The 15889-nt window shown below is 68.2% G+C and carries 17 protein-coding genes; 11 read left to right on the top strand and 6 right to left on the bottom strand.

Annotated features, from left to right (window positions below):
- Positions 1–40: 40 nt before the first annotated feature.
- A complete protein-coding gene (locus tag E6C76_RS09825) occupies positions 41–727 on the bottom strand; it encodes a Crp/Fnr family transcriptional regulator (RefSeq protein ID WP_136348036.1) in 687 nt (228 codons plus the stop codon).
- Between the two features lie 74 nt (positions 728–801).
- Here E6C76_RS09825 and E6C76_RS09820 point away from each other — a divergent pair, with 74 nt between their 5' ends.
- Genes E6C76_RS09820 through E6C76_RS09810 form a run of 3 tightly spaced genes read left to right on the top strand, consistent with a single transcriptional unit; the run spans position 802 to position 2964 of the window.
- Positions 802–2022, top strand: a complete 1221-nt coding sequence (locus E6C76_RS09820) for an NnrS family protein (protein ID WP_136348035.1) — start codon at positions 802–804, stop codon at positions 2020–2022.
- A gap of 4 nt (positions 2023–2026) precedes the next feature.
- On the top strand, positions 2027–2428 hold the full coding sequence (locus tag E6C76_RS09815) for a SirB2 family protein (protein ID WP_136348034.1): 402 nt from the start codon (positions 2027–2029) through the stop codon (positions 2426–2428).
- Positions 2425–2964 carry a hemerythrin domain-containing protein gene (locus tag E6C76_RS09810; RefSeq protein WP_136348033.1) on the top strand — a complete coding sequence of 180 codons (540 nt, stop codon included), beginning with the start codon at positions 2425–2427 and terminating at the stop codon, positions 2962–2964. Before E6C76_RS09815 ends, E6C76_RS09810 begins: the two co-directional genes overlap by 4 nt.
- Here E6C76_RS09810 and fnr read toward each other — a convergent pair.
- Positions 2949–3686 (bottom strand): fumarate/nitrate reduction transcriptional regulator Fnr, encoded by a 738-nt coding sequence (gene fnr, locus E6C76_RS09805; RefSeq protein WP_136348032.1) that lies wholly within the window; start codon positions 3684–3686, stop codon positions 2949–2951. The two genes, E6C76_RS09810 and fnr, sit on opposite strands and share 16 nt — an antisense overlap.
- 115 nt (positions 3687–3801) lie before the next feature.
- On the opposite strand from fnr, the gene hemN reads away from it, so the two are divergent.
- Both hemN and E6C76_RS09795 read left to right on the top strand, forming a co-directional pair.
- Positions 3802–5193, top strand: a complete 1392-nt coding sequence (hemN, locus tag E6C76_RS09800) for an oxygen-independent coproporphyrinogen III oxidase (RefSeq protein ID WP_136348031.1) — start codon at positions 3802–3804, stop codon at positions 5191–5193.
- A gap of 65 nt (positions 5194–5258) precedes the next feature.
- Positions 5259–5960: a sulfite exporter TauE/SafE family protein gene (locus E6C76_RS09795; protein ID WP_136348030.1), complete on the top strand. Its 702-nt coding sequence runs from the start codon at positions 5259–5261 to the stop codon at positions 5958–5960.
- Here E6C76_RS09795 and E6C76_RS09790 read toward each other — a convergent pair.
- Entirely contained in the window at positions 5922–6383 is a 462-nt protein-coding gene (locus E6C76_RS09790) for a MerR family transcriptional regulator (protein ID WP_136348029.1), read from the bottom strand. The two genes, E6C76_RS09795 and E6C76_RS09790, sit on opposite strands and share 39 nt — an antisense overlap.
- Positions 6384–6458: 75 nt before the next feature.
- Between E6C76_RS09790 and E6C76_RS09785 the strand changes: the two genes are divergently transcribed.
- From E6C76_RS09785 to ppa, 3 genes are all read left to right on the top strand, one after another.
- Positions 6459–8876 carry a heavy metal translocating P-type ATPase gene (locus tag E6C76_RS09785; RefSeq protein WP_136348028.1) on the top strand — a complete coding sequence of 806 codons (2418 nt, stop codon included), beginning with the start codon at positions 6459–6461 and terminating at the stop codon, positions 8874–8876.
- A gap of 37 nt (positions 8877–8913) precedes the next feature.
- On the top strand, positions 8914–9123 hold the full coding sequence (locus E6C76_RS09780; protein ID WP_136348027.1) for a heavy-metal-associated domain-containing protein: 210 nt from the start codon (positions 8914–8916) through the stop codon (positions 9121–9123).
- Positions 9124–9276: 153 nt separating this feature from the next.
- Complete coding sequence (gene ppa, locus E6C76_RS09775) at positions 9277–9804, top strand: inorganic diphosphatase (RefSeq protein ID WP_136348026.1); 528 nt, start codon at positions 9277–9279, stop codon at positions 9802–9804.
- A gap of 69 nt (positions 9805–9873) precedes the next feature.
- Here ppa and E6C76_RS09770 read toward each other — a convergent pair whose 3' ends face one another.
- Positions 9874–11019, bottom strand: a complete 1146-nt coding sequence (locus E6C76_RS09770; protein WP_136348025.1) for a GNAT family N-acetyltransferase — start codon at positions 11017–11019, stop codon at positions 9874–9876.
- A 150-nt stretch (positions 11020–11169) separates the two neighbouring features.
- On the opposite strand from E6C76_RS09770, the gene E6C76_RS09765 reads away from it, so the two are divergent.
- Both E6C76_RS09765 and E6C76_RS09760 read left to right on the top strand, forming a co-directional pair.
- Positions 11170–12786: an NAD+ synthase gene (locus E6C76_RS09765; protein WP_136348024.1), complete on the top strand. Its 1617-nt coding sequence runs from the start codon at positions 11170–11172 to the stop codon at positions 12784–12786.
- Between the two features lie 51 nt (positions 12787–12837).
- Positions 12838–13176: a P-II family nitrogen regulator gene (locus tag E6C76_RS09760; protein WP_136348023.1), complete on the top strand. Its 339-nt coding sequence runs from the start codon at positions 12838–12840 to the stop codon at positions 13174–13176.
- Positions 13177–13193: 17 nt separating this feature from the next.
- Here E6C76_RS09760 and E6C76_RS09755 read toward each other — a convergent pair whose 3' ends face one another.
- Both E6C76_RS09755 and trxB read right to left on the bottom strand, forming a co-directional pair.
- A complete protein-coding gene (locus E6C76_RS09755) occupies positions 13194–13955 on the bottom strand; it encodes a Smr/MutS family protein (RefSeq protein WP_136348022.1) in 762 nt (253 codons plus the stop codon).
- A gap of 4 nt (positions 13956–13959) precedes the next feature.
- Entirely contained in the window at positions 13960–14919 is a 960-nt protein-coding gene (trxB, locus tag E6C76_RS09750) for a thioredoxin-disulfide reductase (RefSeq protein WP_136348021.1), read from the bottom strand.
- A 229-nt stretch (positions 14920–15148) separates the two neighbouring features.
- On the opposite strand from trxB, the gene E6C76_RS09745 reads away from it, so the two are divergent.
- Positions 15149–15820, top strand: coding sequence for a Crp/Fnr family transcriptional regulator (locus tag E6C76_RS09745; RefSeq protein WP_136348020.1), 672 nt, complete (start codon positions 15149–15151; stop codon positions 15818–15820).
- The last annotated feature ends 69 nt before the right edge of the window (positions 15821–15889 follow it).

Below are 15889 nucleotides of genomic sequence, written 5' to 3'. Positions count from 1 at the left end.
CCGTGGCCGCGGACAATGGCGGCCACGGGGCGTCGCCGTTTCAGCCTTGGTGGCGCGCCAGGCGGGCGGGGTCGTGCAGGGTGATGTGCTTGCCGCGCACGCTGATCAGCCCGGCGCTGGACAGGTCGTGGAAGATGCGCGAAAGCGTTTCCGGGGTGAGGTTCAGGCGCGAGGCGATGACCTGCTTGCTGATCGCCAGGTCGAATTCGGTGCCGCTGCCGGCGGTCTCGTCGGACTGCTGGAGCAGGTAGCCGATCACCCGCTGGGTGCTGGAGCGCAGCGAATAGGTTTCCACGTCGCGCACCATGCCGTGCAGGCGGATCGCCATGCCGGCGAGCAGCTTGCGGGCGAACGCGGCGTCCTGGTCGAGCAGGTCGGAGACCACGCGCTGGCCGACGTGCAGCAGCGAGGTATCGACCAGCGCCTCGGCGAACACCGGGTAGGGGCGGTCCATGAACATCACCGCCTCGCCGAAGCTCTGCCGCGGGCCGATCACCTCGACCACCTTCTCGTTGCCCTGGGCGGACGAGAACGCCAGCTTGATCTGGCCGTCCACGACGAAGTAGAAGCCGTGTGCCGGATCGCCGCGCTGGAACAGCATCTCGCCCTTGGCCAGATGGCGGTCGCGGGTGTAGTGCGCGACGCGTTCGATGTCGTCGTCGGACAGTTCGCTGAACAGCGGCATCTGACGCAGCAGTTGGGGGATGCTCATGTTCGGATCGGGCATGGGGGTCTCCTGTTTTTGATGGGTATTCTAGCCTGCCCCATGGTGGTGCAGGCGCTTGGAGGAGCGGAGCGAACATGGCATCGAATCAGGCATCGGCCACGGGCATGCCGTTGTTTTTCGCGCCGCACCGGGCGATGTTTCTCTCGGGCGGCTGCATGCTGTTGCTGGTCTTTGCGCTGTGGGCGCTGGAACTGGCCGCGCGCACCGGGCTGGCCCCGCACCCGGGCTGGAGCCTGCCGCCCGGCTGGGCACATGCGCTGCTGACGGTGGGCGGGGTGTTTCCGTTCTACATCTTCGGCTTTCTGTTCACCGCGATGCCGCGCTGGCAGAGCATGCCCGACATCGCACCGGCGTCCTGGCTGCCGGCCTGGCGGCTGCTGGTGGCCGGCTGGGTGCTGGTGGCGATCGGCCTGTGGTGGCTGCCGCTGCTGGCTGCCGGCCTGTTCCTGGTGCTGGTGGGCTGGGGCCTGCTCGCCCGGGTATTGTGGAGGGTGGCCTTCCGTTCGCGTCCTGATCCGCTGCACGCGCGTGCCGCCTGGCTGGGGGTGGCGGGTGGCGGGCTGTCGGTCGCCGCATGGCTGGTGTTCGCCCTGGGCGGCGGCGCGTTCTGGGCGCGGCTGGGCATCGAGGCGGGCATCTGGGCTTTCCTGTTGCCGGTGTTCTTCTCGGTCTGCCACCGCATGGTGCCGTTCTTCTCCAGCAACATCGTGCCGAACTACGTGATGGTGCGTCCGACCTGGGCGCTGCGCGCGATGCTGGGCGCCAGCCTGGCGCACGGCGCGCTGGCGGCGGCCGGCTGGAGCGCCTGGACCTGGCTGGTCGATGCGCCGGCCGGCGCGCTGGCGCTGTGGCTGTGCGTGAACTGGCGTCCGCTGGCGGCCCAGCGCGTGCGTCTGCTCGGCATGCTGCACATCGGCTTCGCCTGGCTCGGCGTGGCGCTGCTGCTGTTCGCCGTGCGCGGCATCGGCGCCCAACTGGGCTGGCACGGACTGGGGCTGGCGCCGCTGCACGCGCTGGGCATCGGCTTCTTCGGTTCCATCCTGCTCGCCATGGTGTCGCGGGTCACGCTGGGCCATTCCGGCCGCGCGCTGGAAGCGGACCAGCTGACCTGGGCGCTGTTCCTGTGCCTGCAGGCGGTCGTCGGTACGCGCATCCTTGCCGATCTGCTGCCCGGAGCATGGTCGTCCTGGCTGATGCTGGCGGCGGTGGCCGGCTGGCTGGCGGTGTTCGTCGCCTGGGCCGCGCGCTACCTGCCGATCTATCTCAAACCGCGCGCCGATGGCCGTCCGGGGTGACCCCATGCTCTACCTCGCCCTGAAACATCTGCACGTGACCTGCGTGGTGCTTAGCATCACCGGTTTCCTGCTGCGCGGCATCTGGGTGCTGGGCGACCACCGGCTGGCGCGTGCGCGTCTGGTGCGCGTGCTGCCGCACGTGATCGACAGCGTGCTGCTGGCGAGCGCCATCGGCCTGGCCGTGCTGATCCAGCAATACCCCTTCTCCGCCGGCTGGGTGACCGCCAAGGTGCTCGGCCTGCTGCTCTACATCGCCCTGGGCATGGTGGCGCTGCGCCGCGGGCGCAGCCGGGTGCAGCGTGTCGCCGCGCTGCTCGGTGCCCTGGCGGTCTTCGGCTGGATCGTCTCGGTGGCGGTCAGCAAGAACCCGGCCGGATTCCTGGCCGTCGCAGGAGTGTTCGCATGAACGATTCACTGATTTCGGTCGCCCCGAGTTTCGATTCGCCGCTGGAAATGCTCGAAGCCTGTCACGGGCGGGTGCAGGCCCAGCTCAAGACCCTGGCCCGGCTCGCCGCCTGGCTGCCGGCGCATGGCGCCGACGAGCAGGCACGCCAGGCCGCGGCGGCGGTGATGCGCTACTTCGATGTGGCTGCGGTGCATCACCACATGGACGAGGAAGAGGATCTGTTCCCGGCGTTGCTCGCCCGCGTGGAAACCGGACGGCGCGCTCCATTGCAGGCGCTGATCGACTGGATCCTGGCGGACCACCAGCGCATGTTCGCCGCCTGGGCGCAGTTGCGCGCGGTCCTGCAGCGCATTGCCGCAGGAGAAGCGGCCGTGCTCGATGCCGCGCAGGTGGAGGAATTCGCCGCGCGCTACCAGCACCATATCGAGCGCGAGGAGGGCGAACTGCTGCCCTGGGCGCGCGAACTGCTCAGCGCCGCGGACATGGCCGCGCTGGGCGGTTCGATGACCGAGCGCCGGCGTCAGCCGGCCGGCTGATGGTGCAGCAGCTTCTTCAGCCCGGGAATGCTGAGGATGCGGATGTGCTTCTGCTGCACGGCCACCAGCCCGTCTTCCTGGAAGCGCGAGAACGCGCGTGAAACGGTTTCCAGCTTGAGTCCGAGGTAGGAGCCGATCTCCTCGCGGGTCATGCGCAGGTGGAATTCGGCGGCGGAGAAGCCGCGCGCGGTGAAACGCTGCGACATGTTGAGCAGGAAGGCCGCCAGGCGTTCTTCCGCGCGCATCGAGCCGAGCAGCATCATCACGCCGTGGTCGCGCACGATCTCGCGGCTCATCACCTTGTGGAACTGGTGCTGCAGGCCCTCCACCTCGCGCGAGAGCTCTTCCAGCTTGGCGTAGGGGATCACGCACACCTCGCTGTCCTCCAGCGCGATCGCGTTACAGGTGTGGAACTCGGTGCTGATGCCGTCCAGGCCGATGATCTCGCCGGTCATCTGGAAGCCGGTGACCTGCTCGCGCCCGTCCTCCAGCAGCACATCGGTCTTGAACGAGCCGGCGCGGATCGCGTAGATGGCCTCGAACAGGTCTCCCGCGCGGTACAGGTGGTGCTGGCGCTTGATCTTGCGGCGGGCGCCCACCAGTTCGTCCAGGCGGTCGATCTCGTTCTCCGACATCCCGAACGGCAGGCACAGCTCCTGGAGGTTACACTGCGAACAGGCGGCCTTCAGACTGGCCATCGAGACCGGCACTGTCGCCTTCATTTGCACGATAATCAGCTCCGTCTCCTAACGGGATCGGCGGGGCCTCGTTGATCCACGTCAACCACAAAACTCCGGCTTTCTGCGATCTTACGGAACAGACTGCCGCCGTACGACCATGAGCAACCAGAAAGAACTCGTCTTCGACCCCCAACTGATCCGCCGCTTCGACATCAACGGACCGCGCTACACGTCCTATCCGACAGCGGACCGTTTCATCGAGGCCTTCAACGCCAAATCGCTGCGCGACTGGCTCGCGAAGCGCGCCGTGGGCGGACTGGGCCGACCGCTGTCATTATACTTCCACATCCCTTTTTGTAACACGATCTGTTACTACTGCGCCTGCAACAAGATCATCACCAAGGATCACGGGCGCTCGGCCAAGTACCTGAAATACCTGGCCAAGGAAATCGAGATGCAGGCCTCCTGTCTGGGCGGAAGCCGGCAGGTCACCCAGTTGCATCTGGGCGGTGGCACGCCGACCTTCCTGTCCCACGAGGAAATGCATCAGCTGATGGATTCGGTGCGCGAGCACTTCACCCTGGTGCCCAATGGCGAGTATTCCATCGAAGTCGATCCGCGCAAGGTCGATTTCGACACCGTCGAACTGCTCTCCAACCTCGGCTTCAATCGCATGAGCGTGGGTGTGCAGGACTTCGCCCACGACGTGCAGGTGGCGGTCAACCGCGTGCAGAGCTTCGAGGAGACCAAGCTGGTGGTGGACGCCGCGCGCGCTACCGGCTTCAAGTCCGTGTCGATGGACCTGATCTACGGCCTGCCCAAGCAGAACATCATCAGCTTCAACCGCACGCTGGAGCAGGTGCTGCAGATTTCTCCGGACCGCGTCTCGCTGTACAGTTACGCGCACCTGCCGCAGCTGTTCAAGCCGCAGCGCCGCATCAACTCGGTGGACATGCCCACCGCCGACACCAAGCTGCAGATCCTGCAACTGGCCATCCGCCGGCTCACCGAGGCGGGCTATGTGTACATCGGCATGGACCACTTCGCCAAGCCGGACGACGAACTCACCATCGCCCAGCGCCAGGGCCGCCTGCACCGCAACTTCCAGGGCTACTCCACCCACGCCGAGTGCGACCTGCTGGCCTTCGGCGTGTCGGCGATCAGCAAGGTGGGGCCGACCTACGCGCAGAACGTCAAGACGCTGGACGAGTACTACGACATCCTCGACCAGGACGAGCTGCCGGTGCTGCGCGGCATCGAGTTGACCGCCGACGACCTGCTGCGCCGCTCGATCATCCAGGCGCTGATGTGCCACTTCGAGCTGTCCATCGAGTCCATCCAGATCGCCCATCTGATCAACTTCCGTGAATACTTCGCGGAAGAGCTCGCCGATCTGCGCGAAATGGAAAAGGCCGGCCTGCTCAAGGTCGACGACGAGTGGATCACCGTGCTGCCGCCGGGACGCATGCTGGTGCGCGGCATCGCCATGGTGTTCGACCGCTTCCTGCGTGCCGACCGCGAGCGCAAGCGCTACTCCAAGGTGATCTGACCGGCGCCCGTTGGCCGCGAGGCGTAGAATGCGCGCCTGGAGACAACACCCCCGGCTGTCCTCGAATGCCTGAAACCGGTTATCTCGCGGTCTTCCTCATCGGCCTGCTCGGCGGCACGCACTGCGTGGGCATGTGCGGCGGCATCGTCGGCGCGCTCACCGTGCAGGTGCCGGGGCAGACCCGCCGGCAGTGGCCGATCCACCTGGCCTACAACCTCGGGCGCATCACCACCTATACCGTCGTCGGCGGCCTGCTCGGCGCGCTGGGCACGGTGGGCATGCTGTACGAAGGCGTGCTGCCGATCCAGCTCGGCCTGTACGTGCTGGCCAACCTGATGCTGATCGCGCTGGGGCTGTATCTGACCGGCTTCACCCGGCTGCTCGCGCCGGTGGAGCGCGCCGGGCATCACCTGTGGCGGCGCATCCAGCCGCTCACCAGGCGCTTTCTGCCGGCGCGCTCGGTCGCCCAGGGCTATCCGCTCGGCCTGCTGTGGGGTTTCCTGCCCTGTGGACTGGTCTATAGCGTGCTGGCCACCGCGTTGGTCACCGGTTCGGCTACGCGCGGCGCGGGGCTGATGCTGGCCTTCGGCCTGGGCACGCTGCCCAACCTGCTGCTCGCCGGTCTGGTGTTCAAGCGTTTCCGCGACGTCACGCGCAACGGCAAGGTGCGCTTCGCCGCCGGTCTGGTGGTGATGGGCTTCGGCGTGTTCGGCCTGTTCCACGCTCCGTCACTGGGCGGCATGCTGTGGAACGGGGTGATCTGCTGAGCCGGGGCCTTCGCCCAGCGCCTGCAGGATCGGGCACGGTGCCGGCGCGCTGCTGTGCTCGCAGCAATGCACCAGGCCGAGCAGGGCGCCGCGCACGTCCTCCAGTTGCCGGAGACGCGCTTCGATGTCGGCGATCTTGGCCTGCGCCAATGCACGTGCCTTGTCGCGGTCGCGCTCCTCGTCGAGCGCCAGCAGACCGTCGATTTCCTCGAGACTGAAACCCAGCGTCTGGGCGCGGCGGATGAAACGCAGGCGCTGCAGTGTGTCGTCGCCATACAGCCCGAAGGCGCCCTTGTGGCGCACCGGGGCGCCGATCAGGCCGCGGCGCTGATAGTAGCGCACCGTTTCGACGCCGACGCCTGCGGCGGCGGCCAGGCGGCCGATGGTGAGCCCTGCGGTGGGGGTGGGGATGGCCGGTTTCATTTCGGGGTTGACTCCGTACCTGGGTACAGGGTCTAGACTGCCACCATTGCAACCGTGACCGCAAGCCGAAGCCCGATGAACGACCGTTCCCCCGTGCCCGCGCTGCCCGCCGCCGAGCTGGATCTGCCGATCGCCGGCATGACCTGCGCGGCCTGCGCCACCCGCATCGAGAAGGTATTGAACCGCCTGCCCGGCGTCGACGCCAGCGTGAACCTGGCCGCCGAGCACGCGCATGTGGCCCTGTCCGGCGAGACCGCGCCGGAGGCCGTGGTGGAGGCCATCCGCAAGGCAGGCTTCGACGTGCCGCCGGCCGAACTGGAACTGTCCATCTCCGGCATGACCTGCGCGGCCTGCTCGACCCGCCTGGAGAAGGTGCTGAACCGCCTGCCCGGCGTGCAGGCCACGGTCAACTTGGCCACCGAACGCGCGCATCTGCACTACCAGCCGGGGCTGTCGTCGCCGCAGGCCGCCATCGCGGCGGTGGCGCGCGCCGGCTTCGCTGCCGTCGAGGCCGGACTGGACATTCGCGAGCAGGAGCGCGCCCGCCATGCCGAAACCTGGCGGCGCGACCTGCGCCGGTTCTGGATCGCTGCACTGCTCACGCTGCCGCTCGCCGCGCAGATGCCCGGCATGCTGGCCGGCGGCTGGGGAGGCGAAGCGCATCACGATCTGATCCCGCGCTGGCTGCAGCTGCTGCTCGCCACGCCGGTGCAGTTCTGGATCGGCGCGCGTTTCTATCGCGGCGCCTGGGCGGCGCTGCGCGGCGGCGGGGCCAACATGGACGTGCTGGTGGTGCTGGGGACCAGCATGGCCTGGGTCTTCAGCGCAGTGGTCACGCTGTTCGGCCTGCACGACCAGCACGTGTATTTCGAAGCCTCGGCGATGATCATCACCTTGGTGCTGCTCGGCAAGCTGATGGAGGCGCGCGCCAAGGCGCGCACCGGCGCCGCGCTCGACGCGCTGGTGCGCCTGCAGCCCAGGATGGCGCGCGTGGAGCGCGACGGCAAACTGGTCGAGGTGCCGGTGGCCACGCTGCGTCCGGGTGATCTGTTCGTCGTGCGCCCGGGCGATGCGGTGCCGGTGGATGGGATGGTGGAGTCCGGCCAGTCCGCGCTCAACGAGGCCATGCTCACCGGCGAGAGTCTGCCGGTGGACAAGACGGCGGGCGACCGCGTGTTCGCCGCCACGCTCAATGGCGAGGGCCTGCTGCGCTGCCGGGCCACCGGCGTGGGCGGTGCCACGCTGCTGGCCGGCATCATCCGGCTGGTGGCGCAGGCCCAGGGTTCGAAGGCGCCGGTGCAGCGTCTGGCCGACCGCATCTCGGCGGTGTTCGTACCGGTGGTGGTGGGGCTGGCGGTGCTGACCCTGGCGGGCTGGTGGCTGTGGTCGGGCGATTTCGCCCAGGCGCTGATCAACGCCGTGGCGGTGCTGGTGATCGCCTGCCCGTGCGCGCTCGGGCTGGCCACGCCCACGGCGATCATGGTCGGCACCGGCCAGGGCGCGCGCGCCGGCATGCTGGTGAAGAACGCCGAGGCGCTGGAACTGGCCGAGAAGCTGCGCGTGCTGGCGGTGGACAAGACCGGCACGCTGACCCGCGGCGAGCCGGCGGTGGCCGAGGTGCGTCCGGCGCCCGGCTGGTCGCGCGAGGAAGTGCTGCGCCTGGCCGGCGCGCTCGAACAGGGCAGCGCGCACCCGATCGCGCGTGCGGTGGTGGACGAGGCGCACCATGCCGGGCTTACGCTGCCGGCGGTCGATGCGGTACGCAGCCACGGCGGCAAGGGCATCGAGGGCCGGGTGGAAGGGCGTGCGCTGGTGCTGGGCGCGCCCGCCTTCCTGGCCGAACAGGGCGTGGCCGTGCCGGCCGAGGCAGTCGCCGAACTGGCGGCCGCCGGGCAGAGCCTGGTGGCGGTGGGCGTGGATGGCGCCTACGCTGGGCTGCTCGGCGTGGCCGATCCGCTGCGCGAGGATTCTCCGCGCGCGGTGGCCCGCCTGCATGCGCTGGGGCTGCGCGTGGTGATGCTCACCGGCGACCATGAAGTGACCGCGGCGGCCATCGCCCGCCAGGTGGGCATCGATGAATACCGCGCCGGTGTGCTGCCGGACGGCAAGGCGGAGGCGGTCAAGGCCCTGGGCGCGGGCGGCCTGCGCGTGGGCATGGCCGGTGACGGCATCAACGACGCGCCGGCGCTGGCCGCCGCCGACGTGTCCTTCGCCATCGGCGTGGGTGCCGACGTGGCGGTGGAGGCGGCCGACATCACCCTGGTGCGCAACAGCCTGGAGGGCGTGGCCGACGCCATCGACCTGTCGCGTGCCACGCTGGCGAAGATCCGCCAGAATCTGTTCTTCGCCTTCATCTACAACGTGCTGGGCATTCCGCTGGCGGCGCTGGGCTTCCTCAATCCGGTGGTGGCCGGCGCGGCGATGGCGATGAGTTCGGTATCGGTGGTGAGCAATTCCCTGCTGCTGCGGCGCTGGCGGCCGCGGCGCGGATGAGCGTGTTTTTCAACCCAGTCGGACAGGAGTGTTGGCAATGGCGGAAGTGACGATCAAGGTCGAGGGCATGAGTTGCGGCGGTTGCGTGCGCAACGTCACCGGCGTGCTGAAGGCGCTGCCCGGCGTCGAGGACGCGCAGGTTTCGCTGGAAAGCGCGAGCGCGCAGGTGCGCTACGACCCGGCGCGCGTCGAACCGGCGCAACTGCGCGCGGCGGTGGAGGGCGCGGGGTTCGATTCGCCCGTGTGATGCTGCATGGCGCTCTCTTCGCAAGGAGGAGCGCCCTTGCACCGGCCGGCGGCCATGGCCATGAACGCCGCCTGCTGGCTGTGGTGCACGACCGCTTGCGGCGGACGCTTTCCCGTATAATTCCCGCCACTTTTTTCACCGGAGGGTAGGGACATGGGCTTCGAGAGCGTGCCTGCGGGCAAGGATGTGCCGAACGACATCAACGTCATCATCGAGATTCCGGCGCAGGCCGATCCGATCAAGTTCGAGGTGGACAAGGACAGCGGCGCCGTCTTCGTCGACCGCTTCATGGGCACCTCGATGCGCTACCCGATCAACTACGGCTACGTGCCGCATACCGTCGCCGGCGACGGTGACCCGGTGGACGTGCTGGTGATCACCCCCTTCCCGCTGCTGCCCGGCGTGGTGGTGCGCTGCCGTCCGGTGGGCGTGCTGAAGATGGAAGACGAATCGGGCACCGACGCCAAGGTCGTCGCCGTGCCGGTGTCCAAGCTGACCCCGCTGTACAACAAGGTGCAGACCACCGACGATCTGCCGGAACTGCTGATGCAGCAGACCGTGCATTTCTTCGAGCACTACAAGGACCTGGAGCCGGGCAAGTGGGTCAAGGTGCTGGGCTGGGGCACGGTGGACGAGGCGCGTCAGGAAATCCTCGACGGTCTGGCCAACGCCAAGAAGTAATTCGCTCCGCGCCGGGCGGCCGCGTGCCGCCCGCGCAGCAGGGGCCCGCCATGCGCGGGCCCTTTGCATTCATGGGGCGGAGCGGAAGGGGGTGCGCTCGGCCAGTTCGTCCAGATAGAAGCCGACCCCGGCGCGCTCGCGTGCGAGGAAATCATCCAGCGCGCGGCGGAAGCGTGGATCGGCGATCCAGTGTGCCGAGCAGGTGGCGACCGGCTCCAGACCCCGCGAGAGCTTGTGCTCGCCCTGCGCGCCGCCTTCGAAGCGTTGCAGCCCGTGGGCGATGCAGTATTCGATGGCCTGGTAGTAACACAGCTCGAAGTGCAGGAAGGGCAGCGCCTCCAGCGCGCCCCAGTAGCGTCCGTGCAGCGTGCCGCGCGCGTGCAGGAAGAAGGCGGCGGCCACCGGCTGGCCGGTTCGCTCGGCGATCAGCAGGCGCACCGAATCGGGCGCGCGGCTCGCCAGCATGGTGAAGAAATCCAGGTTCAGATAGGGCGTGGAGCGGTGCAGGGCGTAGGTGCCGCGATAGCAGCGGTGAAAGAAGGCCCAGTCCTCCGCGCTGGCCGTATGGCCGTCCAGCCAGCGTGTGTTCAGCCCGTGGGCGGCGGCGCGGCGGCGTTCCTGGCGGATCTTCTTGCGTTTGTCGTGGTTCAGCAGGGCGAGGAAACCGTCGAAATCGCGGTAGCCCCGGTTGCGCCAGTGGAACTGCACGCCCTGGCGCAGCATCAGCCCGGCCTCGGCCAGCCAGGGGATTTCGTCGTCGGCCGGAAACAGTAGATGGAAGGAGGAATGTCCGCTGGCCCGCACCATCGCCAGCACGGCGTGCAGCAGCGCCCGGCGATCTTCCGCGCAGTTGCCGAGCAGGCGGCGGCCCGGCACCGGGGTGAAGGGTACGGCAGCCAGCCACTTGGGGTAGTAGGCCAGGCCGTGGCGCGTGTAGGCCTCGGCCCAGGCCCAGTCGAACACGTACTCGCCCCAGGAGTGCTGCTTCTCGTACAAGGGCATGGCGGCCACCAGTTCGCCACCGTGCCACAGCGTGGCGTGGCGCGTTTGCCAGCCGCTGTGTGCGTCCACGCAGCCGCTGCTTTCCAGGCTGTGCAGATAGGCGTGCGAGAGGCCGGGTTCGTCGCCGGCGAGGTGGTCCCAGCGTGCTGGATCGATTTCCGCGAGCGAGTCGAGCAGGTGCAGCAAGCGGTCGGGGGCGGGGCGGTTGCTCATTTTTTAGGCGATGATGAAAATCGTTTCCACCTCAGGTGCTTGGGTCGTCTTTCCAGCACTTGTCCACAGGCTTGCCCACGCAAGCTGTGAACGATTGCAGTGCAACACGGGGGCGCCGGTGCGGGGGATCACGCGGTATAGTTGCGCCCCATGAATACCACGCTTTCCATTGCCGTCGCACAGTTGAATTTCACCGTCGGCGACCTCGCCGCGAACGCCGACCGCGTGCTCGACGCGCTGGCGCGCGCGCGTGCCGCTGGCGCCGACGTGCTGCTCACGCCGGAACTCGCGCTGTCCGGCTATCCGCCCGAGGATCTGCTGCTGCGTCCGGATTTCTATCGCGCCTGTGAACGCGAGATCGCCCGCATCCTGCCGCAGGTGCAGGGCATCGCGCTGGTGCTGGGGCATCCGCAGGCGCAGGACGGGTGGCGCTACAACGCCGCTTCGGTGATCCGCGACGGCCGGGTGGTGGCGGTGTACCACAAGCAGTTACTGCCCAATTACGAAGTGTTCGACGAGGTGCGCTACTTCGATGCCGGTTCGGCGCCCTGCGTGGTGGAGTTGAACGGCGTGCGCGTGGGCATCAACATCTGCGAGGATGTCTGGGAGCCGGGCCCGGCGGAGCAGGCGCGCGAGGCGGGCGCGGAAGTGCTGCTGACCCTCAACGCCTCGCCCTTCCACATCAACAAGCAGGTCAGCCGGCAGGACGTGCTGCGTGCCCGCGCGTGCAGCACCGGCATCCCCGCGCTGTACTGCAATCTGGTGGGCGGACAGGACGAACTGGTGTTCGACGGCGCGTCCTTCGCGCTGTCCGCCGCGGGCGAGCCGGTCCATGAGGCGCCGTCCTTCGTCGAGTGCGTAGACATCGTGCGCTACCGCGACGGGGGCTGGCAGGATGTTTCGGTGAGCGCGCCGCGCGCCGTGGAAGCCGAGGTGTATGAGGCGCTCAAGCTCGGCGTGCGCGACTATCTGGACAAGAACGGCTTCCCCGGTGCGATCGTCGGCCTGTCGGGCGGCATCGACTCGGCGCTGACCCTGGCGGTGGCGGTGGATGCGCTGGGTGCGGACAAGGTACGCGCGGTGATGATGCCCTCGCCCTACACCGCGCAGATGAGCCTGGACGATTCGCGCGAGATGGTGCGCGGGCTGGGCGTGCGCTACGACGAGATCGCCATCGAACCGGCCATGCGCACCTTTGCCGGGCTGCTCGCCGAACAGTTCGCCGGGCTGCCCGAGGATGCCACCGAGGAGAATCTGCAGAGCCGCATCCGCGGGATGATCCTGATGGCGCTGTCCAACAAGACCGGTGCGATCGTGCTGACCACCGGCAACAAAAGCGAGATGGCCACCGGCTACGCTACGCTGTACGGTGACATGGCGGGCGGCTTCGCGGTGCTCAAGGACCTGTACAAGACGCTGGTGTTCCGCCTGGCGCGCTGGCGCAACACGCAGGGCGAGGTGATCCCGGAGAACATCATCACCCGCCCGCCGTCCGCCGAGCTCAAGCCCGACCAGAAGGACCAGGACAGCCTGCCGCCCTACGAGATTCTTGACGCGGTCATCGAGGCCTACATGGAGCGCGACCTGTCGCCGCGCGAGATCATCGCCGCCGGCCTGCCGGAAGCCGACGTGCGGCGTACCGTGCAACTGCTGCGGCGCAACGAATACAAGCGCCGCCAGGCCCCGGTGGGCATCCGCGTGACCCCGCGCGGGTTCGGCAGGGACTGGCGTTATCCGATAACATCGCGTTACCGCGACGAATATTGAACCGGCGTGCCGTCCGGGCATGCCGCGAGCCGATCAACACTGGAGAATCCGATGAAAAAGATCGAAGCCATCATCAAACCGTTCAAGCTCGATGAAGTGCGCGAGGCGCTGTCGGAAGTCGGCATCGCCGGCCTGACCGTCACCGAGGTGAAGGGCTTCGGCCGGCAGAAGGGCCATACCGAACTGTATCGCGGCGCCGAATACGTGGTGGATTTCCTGCCCAAGATCAAGGTGGAGGTGGTGGTGGGCGACGACCTGGTCGAGCAGGCCACCGAAGCCATCATCAAGGCCGCGCACACCGGCAAGATCGGCGACGGCAAGATCTTCGTGATGCCGGTGGAGCAGGTGGTGCGCATCCGTACCGGCGAAACCAACGAAGCGGCGATCTGAGCCCGATCTGACTCGCTTCAGCCTCTGTCGCGGGCGCCGTTCGGCGCCCGCAGCAACACCAGCAGCGCCCCCGATCCGCCCGCGTGCGGGCCGGCCTGGCAGAACGCCAGGATTTCCTCGCGCTGCGCGAGCCAGCCGCGCGATAGCTGCTTGAGCACCGGCACCCGGCCGGGCGAACCCAATCCCTTGCCGTGAATCACCCGTACGCAGCGCCGCCCGCGCTGCAGGCTGGCGTGCAGGAAGCGCGCGAGTTCCTCGCGCGCCTGTTCGCGGTTCAGACCGTGCAGATCCACCTCGCCCTGCAGCACCCAGCGCCCGCGCCGCAGATCGGCGAGCACGCGGCGCGGCAGGCCGGGGCGCAGGAAGGCGGCTTCCTCGCCGATGTCCAGGCGGTCCTCGAAACTCAGCGGGGTGTGCAGCGATTCGTGCAGCGTGGCGTCTTCGTCGGCGCGCCGTTTCAATGCCAGCGGCTCCGGCGCGGGGCGCGGGGCGGCGCTTTCGACGCGCGCGTGACGGGCGGGCAGCGGGCGCACGTCGGCCATCGCGTTGTGCAGCAGGGCGAGGTCGGCCGGGGTGATCTGCGGGATTTTCGGCGCGGCTTCCGCGGCTTGGGGCGCGGTGGCGGTGGAAGCGGTGCGGGGCGCGCGGGCGGCTTCCCAGGCGCGCAGCAGGGGGTTCAGCGGCTTGGCGCGCAGTTCGGCAAGGGCGTCGAACGGCGAAGCGGCGCCGCCGTCCGCGCCGGGCGGCCGTCTGGATGAACGGTCGCGCCGGCGCGGCATGGGGTCAGTCCGCGCTGCCGAGCGCGTCCAGGTAGCGTTCGGCGTCGAGCGCGGCCATGCAGCCGGTGCCCGCCGAGGTGACCGCCTGGCGGTAGATGTGGTCCTGCACGTCGCCGGCGGCGAACACGCCGGGGATGCTGGTCTGGGTGGCGTTGCCCTCGCGCCCGCCCTGGGTCACCAGGTAGCCACCTTCCATCTCCAACTGGCCTTCGAAGATGTCGGTGTTGGGCTTGTGGCCGATGGCGATGAACACGCCATGCACGGCGATGTCGCCTTGCTGTCCGGTCTTCAGGTTGCGCACGCGCACGCCGGTGACGCCGCTGTCGTCGCCCAGCACTTCGGCCAGTTCGCTGTCGAGCACCAGTTCGATCTTGCCCTCGGCCACGCGCGACATCAGCTTGTCGATCATGATCTTCTCGGCGCGGAACTTGTCGCGGCGGTGGATCAGGGTGACCTTCTTGGCGATGTTGGCCAGGTACAGCGCTTCTTCCACGGCGGTGTTGCCGCCGCCGACCACGGCGACGTCCTGGTTCTTGTAGAAGAAGCCGTCGCAGGTCGCGCAGGCCGACACGCCGCGCCCGGAAAATTCCTCTTCGGACGGCAGGCCGAGGTACTTGGCGGTGGCGCCGGTGGCGATGATCAGCGCGTCGCAGGTGTACTCGCCGGCATCGCCGATCAGGCGGAACGGGCGCTCCTGCAGCTTCGCGGTGTGGATGTGATCGAAGATCATCTCGGTGTTGAAGCGCTCGGCGTGCTTCTGGAAGCGTGCCATCAGGTCGGGGCCCATCACGCCGTCGGCATCCGCCGGCCAGTTGTCCACCTCGGTGGTGGTCATCAACTGGCCGCCCTGGGCCAGCCCGGTGATCAGCACCGGATCGAGGTTGGCACGCGCGGCATATACGGCGGCGGTATAGCCGGCCGGGCCGGAACCGAGGATGAGCAGTCGGGAGTGCTGGGTGGTCATGATCTGCGGGGCCTTCCGTCTGATTGAAGTCAGCGCGGATTATAGCCGAGCCCATCCGGGGTGCCTGCCAATGGCCGCGATAGCGCGACGCAATGTCCAGTGTCGCGACACCAGTGTGCTCCGGGGGCGCCGATAGGGTATTCCGCATGCCGTGTGTCATGAAACGAAACGGGCTCTGGTCTATACTGCGCAAACTCGGTCCCCGCGACCCTTTGCCGCCGGAGTGCCCATGAGCCAGCCCACCGCCGTTTCCACCATCGCGCTGAAGACTTTCCCCCTGTTCCACGGCCTGTCCGACGAGGTGCTCGCCTCGGTGGCGCATTGTTCGATGATGCGGCGCTTTCCGCGTGGCCAGGCGGTGGTGCTCGCCGGGGATCGCAGCGATTTCGTGTACTTCGTGCTCACCGGCAGCCTGAAGGTGGTGGTCAGCGACGAGGATGGCCGCGAGGTCATCCTGTCCATCCTCGGCCAGGGCGAACTGTTCGGCGAGATGGCCATCTTCGGCGAGCAGCCGCGCTCGGCCTCGGTGGTGGCGGTGACGCCGGCCGATCTGGTGATGATCCCCAAGCAGGACTTCCGCCAGATCATGAAGGACAACTTCGAGGTGGCCTGGCGCATCATGTGCAACCTCGCCGAGCGCCTGCGCAACGCCGACCGCAAGATCGAGAGCCTGGCGCTGATGGACGTTTACGGCCGGGTGGCCCGCCTGTTGCTGGAGATGGCCGAGGAACACGGCGGCCAGACCATCGTGGTGCGCAAGATCTCCAAGCAGGACATCGCCAAGATGATCGGCGCCTCGCGCGAGATGGTCAGCCGGGTGATGAAGGATCTCAGCGTGCAGGGGCTGATCGAGGAAACCGAGCGCGGCGTGGTGCTGCGCGAGCGCCTCAACGACGTCTGACAGGTCCGCGCGTGCCGGCTTTGTGTTACCGCCGGCAAGCATGCCGGCGGGGGGCTCGACGCTTCGCAT

This window comes from Pseudothauera nasutitermitis, assembly GCF_004801295.1.
In the GTDB taxonomy this organism is placed as follows: Bacteria; Pseudomonadota; Gammaproteobacteria; order Burkholderiales; family Rhodocyclaceae; genus Pseudothauera; species Pseudothauera nasutitermitis.
The sequence above is the reverse complement of the archived record's forward strand: the minus strand, read 5'-3'. Positions and strand labels throughout refer to the sequence as shown.

Bases quoted from the DNA above. Each gene is read 5' to 3' on its own strand.
- E6C76_RS09825 (WP_136348036.1), bottom strand. From the start codon at position 727: ATGCCCGATCCGAACATGAGCATCCCCCAACTGCTGCGTCAGATGCCG.
- E6C76_RS09820 (WP_136348035.1), top strand. From the start codon at position 802: ATGGCATCGAATCAGGCATCGGCCACGGGCATGCCGTTGTTTTTCGCG.
- E6C76_RS09815 (WP_136348034.1), top strand. From the start codon at position 2,027: ATGCTCTACCTCGCCCTGAAACATCTGCACGTGACCTGCGTGGTGCTT.
- E6C76_RS09810 (WP_136348033.1), top strand. From the start codon at position 2,425: ATGAACGATTCACTGATTTCGGTCGCCCCGAGTTTCGATTCGCCGCTG.
- fnr (WP_136348032.1), bottom strand. From the start codon at position 3,686: ATGAAGGCGACAGTGCCGGTCTCGATGGCCAGTCTGAAGGCCGCCTGT.
- hemN (WP_136348031.1), top strand. From the start codon at position 3,802: ATGAGCAACCAGAAAGAACTCGTCTTCGACCCCCAACTGATCCGCCGC.
- E6C76_RS09795 (WP_136348030.1), top strand. From the start codon at position 5,259: ATGCCTGAAACCGGTTATCTCGCGGTCTTCCTCATCGGCCTGCTCGGC.
- E6C76_RS09790 (WP_136348029.1), bottom strand. From the start codon at position 6,383: ATGAAACCGGCCATCCCCACCCCCACCGCAGGGCTCACCATCGGCCGC.
- E6C76_RS09785 (WP_136348028.1), top strand. From the start codon at position 6,459: ATGAACGACCGTTCCCCCGTGCCCGCGCTGCCCGCCGCCGAGCTGGAT.
- E6C76_RS09780 (WP_136348027.1), top strand. From the start codon at position 8,914: ATGGCGGAAGTGACGATCAAGGTCGAGGGCATGAGTTGCGGCGGTTGC.
- ppa (WP_136348026.1), top strand. From the start codon at position 9,277: ATGGGCTTCGAGAGCGTGCCTGCGGGCAAGGATGTGCCGAACGACATC.
- E6C76_RS09770 (WP_136348025.1), bottom strand. From the start codon at position 11,019: ATGAGCAACCGCCCCGCCCCCGACCGCTTGCTGCACCTGCTCGACTCG.
- E6C76_RS09765 (WP_136348024.1), top strand. From the start codon at position 11,170: ATGAATACCACGCTTTCCATTGCCGTCGCACAGTTGAATTTCACCGTC.
- E6C76_RS09760 (WP_136348023.1), top strand. From the start codon at position 12,838: ATGAAAAAGATCGAAGCCATCATCAAACCGTTCAAGCTCGATGAAGTG.
- E6C76_RS09755 (WP_136348022.1), bottom strand. From the start codon at position 13,955: ATGCCGCGCCGGCGCGACCGTTCATCCAGACGGCCGCCCGGCGCGGAC.
- trxB (WP_136348021.1), bottom strand. From the start codon at position 14,919: ATGACCACCCAGCACTCCCGACTGCTCATCCTCGGTTCCGGCCCGGCC.
- E6C76_RS09745 (WP_136348020.1), top strand. From the start codon at position 15,149: ATGAGCCAGCCCACCGCCGTTTCCACCATCGCGCTGAAGACTTTCCCC.